This is a genomic window from Vibrio sp. A11, from assembly GCF_013048705.1.
Classification (GTDB): Bacteria; Pseudomonadota; Gammaproteobacteria; order Enterobacterales; family Vibrionaceae; genus Vibrio; species Vibrio metschnikovii.
This window is the reverse complement of record NZ_VHSI01000072.1, coordinates 1-705: the sequence shown is the minus strand read 5'-3', so window position 1 is coordinate 705 and position 705 is coordinate 1. Positions and strand designations below refer to the sequence as shown.

The following is a 705-nucleotide window of genomic DNA, read 5'->3' as shown; positions in this document are numbered from 1 at the left end:
TATCATTTCGCGCACAATTGATACTGCATGATCGAAGTCGGATTCAGTTACACCATAAACCCAGTAATCATTCTCTGTCAGATTTTTTAATTGCTCGCGCATTTTATCTCCGAAGTGGTATAACGCCGCGTTAAGGGGTGAGTAACGCAACTGCCAACTCACCGCATTGCACTAAAAACTAATAAAATCAATGCATAACGAAAATGCCGCGCGTTGCGAATCCCTCTTTAACGCCTTGTTATGTACGTTCTTCACCTTTACCCAAAAGATAACCAGTCAATAATGCATCCAATTCTTGAAGACTCATATGGCCAAAATTTTTTACTAAATATTTAGTTGCTTCAGACGAATTTGATGGGTTCGTAACACAGAACTCAGACTTATAGTTACCGACTTTTGCTTTTACCGATTCAAATTTAAGACCTGTAGATTCAGAAAGAACAGAACATAAATCACTTTGTAGTCCTCTCGGAAACTCAAGTTCTGCGAGTGTTTTATAAATGATTAAGCATCTTAGTTCAGTCTCAAAATTCCAGCCTGAATCAGCTTTAAATGAGTACATTTTTTCTCCTGAGTACATAACGCCCGGCTAAGGGGTTGACAACGCACCGCCGAACTTAAAAAACACACTGTAAACACTGAACTTCAATTTTGCACTAAAGTCGCCACGCGTTGGCAATCCCTCTTGAGCCGTTTGTTAGTTGC

The 705-nt window shown here is 39.7% G+C and carries 1 protein-coding gene; it reads right to left on the bottom strand.

Annotated elements, in window-relative coordinates; all coding sequences use genetic code 11:
• Positions 1–238 precede the first annotated feature (238 nt).
• Positions 239–562, bottom strand: a complete 324-nt coding sequence (locus tag FKQ60_RS17360; RefSeq protein WP_154171048.1) for a hypothetical protein — start codon at positions 560–562, stop codon at positions 239–241.
• Between the last annotated feature and the right edge of the window lie 143 nt (positions 563–705).

What these genes read in the sequence shown, in the direction of transcription:
- FKQ60_RS17360 (WP_154171048.1), bottom strand. Translation starts at nt 562, where the DNA reads ATGTACTCATTTAAAGCTGATTCAGGCTGGAATTTTGAGACTGAACTA.